Origin of the sequence: Alloyangia pacifica (assembly GCF_020524285.1) — a bacterium.
In the GTDB taxonomy this organism is placed as follows: domain Bacteria; phylum Pseudomonadota; class Alphaproteobacteria; order Rhodobacterales; family Rhodobacteraceae; genus Salipiger; species Salipiger pacificus_B.
The window spans coordinates 309,543-315,687 of record NZ_JAIVKX010000008.1 but is presented as its reverse complement, the minus strand read 5'-3'; the positions used below and the strand labels follow the sequence as shown (position 1 = coordinate 315,687).

Genomic DNA, 6,145 nt, shown 5'->3' with positions numbered 1-6,145 from the left:
GAAAATCCTCGAGTGATCGTGGTCTGACCCGGCCCTGCGGGGCCGGTGATCGGAAGTCAAACGAAGGGGCCGCCCATAGGGGCGGCCCCTTTGCCTTGGGGGGAGGCGCGCGCCAGGCGGTGCTCATCGCCGCAGATGTGCCGAGGGCGGCATCGGGGGCTTGCCAAACAGGGCTTCGAGCCGTATACGCGCGCAACGACCCAAGGGTCGTGAAGGGCGGGGTGATTCCCCGCCTTTTAGGTTCGATGAGGGTGCGGCGATGCGCGTCCATCCTCCTCTCAACCTCAACGCCAAAAAGGACTGTTCGATGAACCAGAACATCCGTATCCGGCTCAAGGCGTTCGATTACCGCGTCCTCGATGCATCGACGCAGGAAATCGTGAACACCGCCAAGCGCACCGGCGCGACCGTTCGCGGCCCGATTCCGCTGCCGAACAAGATTGAGAAATTCACTGTTCTGCGTGGCCCGCACGTGAACAAGAAATCCCGCGATCAGTTCGAGATTCGCACGCACAAGCGTCTTCTCGACATCGTCGATCCGACCCCGCAGACCGTGGACGCGCTGATGAAGCTCGACCTCGCGGCCGGCGTGGATGTCGAGATCAAGGTGTAAGGGGGCAGATTATGTTGCGCTCTGGAGTTATCGCAAAGAAAGTCGGCATGACCCGGCTTTTCATGGAAGACGGCAAGCAGATTCCTGTGACCGTTCTCCAACTCGAAGGTTGCCAGGTCGTCGCACAGCGGACCGCTGACAAGGACGGCTACAGCGCCGTTCAGCTCGGCGCCGGTGCGGCCAAGGCCAAGAACGTGTCGAAGGCCATGCGTGGCCACTTCGCCGCGGCCAAGGTGGAACCGAAGCGGAAGATCGCGGAATTCCGCGTCGACGCAGAGAACCTCATCGCCGTCGGCGAAGAGATCTCGGCCGAGCACTACTTCGAAGGTCAGTATGTCGACGTTGCCGGCACGACCATCGGTAAGGGCTTTGCCGGTGCCATGAAGCGCCACAACTTCGGTGGTCTTCGTGCATCGCACGGCGTGTCGATCTCGCACCGTTCGCACGGTTCGACCGGTCAGTGTCAGGATCCGGGCAAGGTCTTCAAAGGCAAGAAAATGGCCGGCCACATGGGCGCCGTCCGTGTTACCACGCAGAACCTGCAGGTCGTGAAGACCGATGCCGACCGCGGCATCATCATGATCAAGGGCGCGGTGCCGGGCTCCAAAGGCGGCTGGGTGACCATCAAGGACGCCGTGAAGAAGCCGTTCCCCGAGAACGCTGCTCTGCCGGCTGGCCTGAAATCCGCTGCTGCTCCGGCTGAAGCCGAAGCCGAACAGAAGGAAGGCGACGAATGAAACTCGACGTGATCAAACTCGACGGCGGTGCCGCGGGCGAAGTCGAGCTGACGGACGCGATCTTTGATCTCGAGCCGCGCGCCGACATTCTGCACCGTGTGGTCCGCTGGCAGCGTAACAAGGCCCAGGCCGGTACGCACAAGGTCAAGACCCGCTCGGAAGTGAGCTACTCGACCAAGAAGATCTATCGCCAGAAGGGCACCGGCGGCGCACGCCACGGCTCCCGCAAGGCGCCGATCTTCCGCAAGGGTGGTATCTACAAGGGTCCGACCCCGCGCAGCCACGGGCATGACCTGCCCAAGAAGGTCCGTGCTCTCGGCCTCAAGCTGGCCCTCTCGGCGAAAGCCAAGACCGGCTCGCTCGTGATCATCGAGAACGCAGAGACCGACGGCAAGACCAAGACGCTGGCGGCACAGGTCAAGAACCTGGGCTGGAAGCGCGCTCTGGTGATCGACGGTGCTTCGGTGAACGAGGGCTTCGCCCGCGCCGCCGCGAACATCGACGGTCTGGACGTGCTGCCCTCCGTCGGCGCCAACGTGTATGACATCCTCAAGCGTGACACCCTGGTGATCACCAAGGCGGGTGTCGAAGCTCTGGAGGCTCGACTGAAATGACCGCTAAGGCACAGCACTACGACGTGATCCGCAAGCCGATCATCACCGAGAAATCCACCATGGTCGGCGAGAACGGCACCGTGGTTTTCGAAGTGGCAATCGACTCGACCAAACCCCAGGTCAAAGAGGCCGTCGAGGCGCTCTTCGGCGTGAAGGTGAAAGCGGTGAACACCGCCATCACCAAGGGTAAGGTGAAGCGTTTCCGCGGCCAGATCGGCAAGCGGAACGACGTCAAGAAGGCCTATGTGACCCTCGAAGAGGGCAACACGATCGACGTGACCACCGGTCTCTGATCGTCGCCTTCGACATGTTCGGGAAAGCCCTCGCATCCGCGGGGGCTTTTCCACTTTTCCCGGCCGCGGAAGGGGAGGGCGCCTTTTGCCCGAAGCCCCGGCAAATAAGGGCCCCGAGGGGCCCTGCGGCAGGGGATGCGCTTGACGTCAGCCGACTCTTTGACTAGAGCAGGCCATCCGCTGAGCCCCGGATTCGTCCGGGGCTTCGCTTTTGTTCGAAAGAACAGATCGCCGGGGACCTTCGGGGCCCTAAGACACGGCCACCTTCGGGGGGCTAAACTCCGGCACACCCGATACGCGGGTGCTGTCGCATTACAACGGAAGACAGAAAGCATGGCACTTAAGTCGTACAAGCCGACGACGCCGGGCCAGCGCGGGCTGGTGCTGATCGACCGTTCGGAGCTGTATAAAGGACGTCCCGTCAAGGCCCTCACCGAGGGTCTGACGAAATCGGGCGGCCGGAACAACACCGGACGGATCACCGCACGCCGCCGCGGCGGTGGCGCGAAGCGTCTCTATCGCATCGTGGACTTCAAGCGGAACAAGTTCGACGTGTCGGCCACCGTGGCCCGCATCGAATACGACCCGAACCGGACCGCATTCATCGCCCTCGTCCAGTATGACGACGGCGAGCAGGCCTACATCCTGGCACCGCAGCGTCTCGCCATCGGCGACCGCGTCGTGGCGTCGGCCAAGGCCGACATCAAGCCCGGCAACGCGATGCCCTTCTCGGGCATGCCGATCGGTACGATCGTCCACAACATCGAGCTGAAGCCCGGCAAGGGCGGCCAGATCGCACGCGCCGCGGGCACCTACGCCCAGTTCGTCGGCCGTGACGGTGGCTACGCTCAGATCCGCCTGTCCTCGGGCGAGCTGCGCATGGTTCGTCAGGAATGCATGGCCACCATCGGTGCCGTGTCGAACCCCGACAACTCGAACCAGAACCTCGGCAAAGCCGGTCGTAACCGCCACTACGGCAAGCGTCCGTCCGTCCGCGGCGTCGTGATGAACCCGATCGACCACCCGCACGGTGGTGGTGAGGGTCGTACCTCGGGTGGTCGTCACCCGGTGACCCCGTGGGGCAAGCCGACCAAGGGCAAGCGTACCCGCAACACCAACAAGGCGTCGCAGAAGCTGATCATCCGCTCGCGCCACGCTAAGAAGAAGGGGCGGTAATCCATGACGCGCTCTGTTTGGAAAGGCCCGTTCGTTGACGCCTACGTCCTGAAAAAGGCCGAGAAGGTTCGCGAATCTGGCAAGAACGAAGTCATCAAAATCTGGTCGCGCCGCTCGACGATCCTGCCCCAGTTCGTGGGTCTGACGTTCGCGGTCTACAACGGCCATAAGCATGTTCCCGTCAATGTCACCGAAGACATGATCGGTCAGAAGTTTGGTGAGTACTCGCCGACCCGGACCTATTATGGCCACGCGGCTGACAAGAAAGCCAAGAGGAAGTAAGCCATGGGCAAGGATAAGAATCCCCGCCGCGTGGCGGACAACGAGGCGATGGCAAAGCTGCGCATGCTGCGCACTTCGCCCCAGAAGCTGAACCTGGTGGCCGCGCTGATCCGCGGCAAGAAGGTCGAGCGGGCCCTCACGGACCTGACCTTCTCGAAGAAGCGGATCGCCGTGGACGTGAAGAAATGCCTTCAGTCCGCAATCGCGAACGCCGAGAACAACCACGGGCTGGACGTCGATGAACTCGTCGTCGCCGAAGCCTACGTGGGCAAGAACCTTGTGATGAAGCGCGGTCGTCCGCGTGCACGTGGTCGTTTTGGCCGCATCAACAAGCCGTTCTCGGAACTCACCATCAAGGTGCGTCAGGTCGAGGAGCAAGCCTAATGGGTAACAAGACCAATCCGATCGGCATGCGCCTCCAGGTCAACCGCACCTGGGACAGCCGCTGGTACGCCGACACCAAGGACTACGGTGATCTGCTTCTGGAAGACCTCGCGATCCGCGATTTCATCCACGAAGAGTGCAAGCAGGCCGGCGTCGCCCGTGTGATCATCGAGCGTCCGCACAAGAAGTGCCGCGTCACGATCCACACCGCACGCCCCGGCGTCATTATCGGCAAGAAAGGCGCGGACATCGAAGTCCTGCGCAAGAAGCTTGCCAACATGACCGACTCCGAGCTGCACCTCAACATCGTTGAAGTGCGCAAGCCCGAGCTCGACGCCCGCCTCGTGGGTGAGAGCATCGCGCAACAGCTCGAGCGCCGTGTGTCCTTCCGTCGTGCCATGAAGCGTGCCGTGCAGAACGCCATGCGCATGGGCGCCCTGGGCATCCGGGTGAACGTCGCTGGTCGTCTCGGCGGTGCCGAGATTGCTCGTACCGAATGGTATCGCGAAGGCCGTGTGCCCCTGCACACCCTGCGCGCCGACATCGATTACTCGCACGTCGAAGCCACGACCCCCTATGGTATCATCGGGATCAAGGTCTGGATCTTCAAAGGCGAGATCATGGAGCATGACCCGGCAGCCCGCGACCGCAAGTCGCAGGAACTGCAGGACGGTCCGGCTCCGCGCGGCGCCATGGGCGGCCGTCGCTGAGGAGGTTTGAGAGATGCTTCAACCGAAACGCACTAAATTCCGGAAGATGTTCAAAGGCCGCATCAAGGGTGAGGCCAAGGGCGGTTCCGACCTGAACTTCGGCCACTACGGCCTGAAGGCTCTTCAGCCCGAGCGTGTGACGGCTCGTCAGATCGAAGCGGCTCGCCGCGCGATGACCCGCCACATGAAACGTCAGGGCCGGGTCTGGATCCGTATCTTCCCGGACACCCCCGTGACCTCCAAGCCCACCGAAGTTCGTATGGGTAAGGGTAAAGGTTCCGTGGATTACTGGGCCTGCAAAGTGAAGCCGGGCCGCGTGATGTTCGAGATCGACGGTGTCCCCGAGGACATCGCTCGCGAGGCCCTGCGCCTTGCCGCGATGAAACTGCCGATCAAGTCGCGCGTCGTGGTTCGCGAGGACTGGTAATCCCTTTGGGATGACCGCATGAGACAAGCCCCCGCCGAGCGATCGGCGGGGGTTTTCCGTTCCAACCCGCGGGGCAGGGGAGACCCTCCGCCGCAACCGCTTCAGGACAGTGCCATGGCCCAGATCCGCTCTCTCTTCGCCACCCGCCTCTACCGCGCGCATCTTTCCGAGTACGGCCCCGCGATCGACGCGGATGAACTCGAAGGCTCCTGCTATTCCATCGCCGAGGACGACGAGGCGGGCCAGGAATGGTGCGAGGCGAACGACTATCCGGGCTACACCTCCTATGCCTCGCTGACCGACCTGCCCTGGCGCTTTCCGATCTTCGGGGATCTGGTGAAATCCCTCGACGCCCATGTCGCGGCCTTTGCCGAGGACCTGGAGTTCGAGCTGGGCGACAAAAAGCTGGTGCTCGAGGACCTGTGGATCAACATCCTGCCGGAGGGCGGCACGCACAGCTCGCACATCCACCCGCATTCGGTGATCTCCGGCACGACCTATGTCTCGATGCCCGAGGGCGCCAGCGCGCTGAAGCTCGAGGATCCGCGCCTGCCGATGATGATGGCCGCCCCGACGCGCAGGAAGGGCTGCCGCGAGGAGCTGAAGGCTTTCGTCTACGAGACCCCCGCCGTGGGCGACGTGCTGCTCTGGGAGAGCTGGCTGCGCCACGAGGTGCCGATGAACATGTCCGACGACGAACGCATCTCGGTCAGCTTCAACTACAAGTGGGAGTGATCCTGCCCGCGCTTTCCGCTAGGGGTAGGGGCCACTTTCCGGCCCCCGCTCCGGACAGGCCAGCCATGCGCGCGAGCCCTTGTTTTACAGGGTTGTCATGGTCCGGAATCTGGCCTATATCGCGCGCTCATCCACCTCCACCGGGAATCAGGGTGACCCGTAACACGACGGGGC

Annotated in this window: 10 protein-coding genes; all 10 read left to right on the top strand. The window is 62.9% G+C overall.

Translation table 11 applies throughout. The features are described 5' to 3' along the window. Positions 1–307 precede the first annotated feature (307 nt). The 10 genes from rpsJ (at position 308) to LC039_RS13185 (ending at position 5,971) form a co-directional block, all read left to right on the top strand. Positions 308–613: a 30S ribosomal protein S10 gene (gene rpsJ, locus LC039_RS13230; RefSeq protein WP_066104052.1), complete on the top strand. Its 306-nt coding sequence runs from the start codon at positions 308–310 to the stop codon at positions 611–613. An 11-nt stretch (positions 614–624) separates the two neighbouring features. Further along, the gene (rplC, locus tag LC039_RS13225) at positions 625–1,350 is read left to right on the top strand and encodes a 50S ribosomal protein L3 (protein WP_226624910.1); all 726 of its coding nucleotides are present in this window, start codon (positions 625–627) and stop codon (positions 1,348–1,350) included. Beyond that, complete coding sequence (gene rplD, locus LC039_RS13220) at positions 1,347–1,964, top strand: 50S ribosomal protein L4 (RefSeq protein ID WP_226624908.1); 618 nt, start codon at positions 1,347–1,349, stop codon at positions 1,962–1,964. Before rplC ends, rplD begins: the two co-directional genes overlap by 4 nt. Then, the gene (locus LC039_RS13215; protein ID WP_226624906.1) at positions 1,961–2,257 is read left to right on the top strand and encodes a 50S ribosomal protein L23; all 297 of its coding nucleotides are present in this window, start codon (positions 1,961–1,963) and stop codon (positions 2,255–2,257) included. Before rplD ends, LC039_RS13215 begins: the two co-directional genes overlap by 4 nt. A 333-nt stretch (positions 2,258–2,590) precedes the next feature. Further along, the gene (gene rplB, locus LC039_RS13210; RefSeq protein ID WP_066104062.1) at positions 2,591–3,433 is read left to right on the top strand and encodes a 50S ribosomal protein L2; all 843 of its coding nucleotides are present in this window, start codon (positions 2,591–2,593) and stop codon (positions 3,431–3,433) included. Between the two features lie 3 nt (positions 3,434–3,436). Continuing rightward, the gene (gene rpsS / locus LC039_RS13205) at positions 3,437–3,715 is read left to right on the top strand and encodes a 30S ribosomal protein S19 (protein ID WP_226624905.1); all 279 of its coding nucleotides are present in this window, start codon (positions 3,437–3,439) and stop codon (positions 3,713–3,715) included. A 3-nt stretch (positions 3,716–3,718) separates the two neighbouring features. Then, positions 3,719–4,099 (top strand): 50S ribosomal protein L22, encoded by a 381-nt coding sequence (gene rplV / locus LC039_RS13200; RefSeq protein WP_092424772.1) that lies wholly within the window; start codon positions 3,719–3,721, stop codon positions 4,097–4,099. After that, a complete protein-coding gene (gene rpsC, locus LC039_RS13195) occupies positions 4,099–4,809 on the top strand; it encodes a 30S ribosomal protein S3 (protein ID WP_226624904.1) in 711 nt (236 codons plus the stop codon). The genes rplV and rpsC overlap by 1 nt, the downstream gene beginning before the upstream one ends. Positions 4,810–4,822: 13 nt before the next feature. Beyond that, entirely contained in the window at positions 4,823–5,236 is a 414-nt protein-coding gene (gene rplP, locus LC039_RS13190) for a 50S ribosomal protein L16 (RefSeq protein ID WP_226624903.1), read from the top strand. A 114-nt stretch (positions 5,237–5,350) separates the two neighbouring features. Further along, positions 5,351–5,971: a 2OG-Fe(II) oxygenase family protein gene (locus LC039_RS13185; RefSeq protein ID WP_226624900.1), complete on the top strand. Its 621-nt coding sequence runs from the start codon at positions 5,351–5,353 to the stop codon at positions 5,969–5,971. Positions 5,972–6,145 lie beyond the last annotated feature (174 nt).